This is a genomic window from Pseudomonas baetica (assembly GCF_019733355.1).
GTDB classification, from domain to species: Bacteria; Pseudomonadota; Gammaproteobacteria; order Pseudomonadales; family Pseudomonadaceae; genus Aquipseudomonas; species Aquipseudomonas baetica_A.
The window spans coordinates 1-308 of record NZ_JAIHLQ010000168.1 but is presented as its reverse complement, the minus strand read 5'-3'; the positions used below and the strand labels follow the sequence as shown (position 1 = coordinate 308).

General features: G+C 61.4%; 1 protein-coding gene. It reads left to right on the top strand.

Annotated elements, in window-relative coordinates; translation table 11 throughout:
- Positions 1–308 (top strand): immunoglobulin-like domain-containing protein (locus K5E40_RS34595; protein ID WP_221734450.1); only part of this gene is annotated, 308 nt, incomplete at both ends.

The following is a 308-nucleotide window of genomic DNA, read 5'->3' as shown; positions in this document are numbered from 1 at the left end:
GGTTCGCCAGTCGTCGTGACCCTGGCCAACGGTCAAAACATCACCATCGAAGTCGGCAAAACCACCGGCACCGTGACCACCACTGCGCCTAACGATGCATTGGTTGGCCAGGCACCGCTGACCAACTCGATCACTGACGTTAGCGGCGGCAACTACGAAGATCTGGTCGCCGATAAGACGCCAGTCAGCACCACCGTGACTGACACTGTCGACACCACCAACCTGTCGCTGACTGCGACCGGCACAGTGGCCGAGGGCGGCTCAATCGTCTACACCGCCACCCTGACCAACGCTGCTGGCTCGCCAGT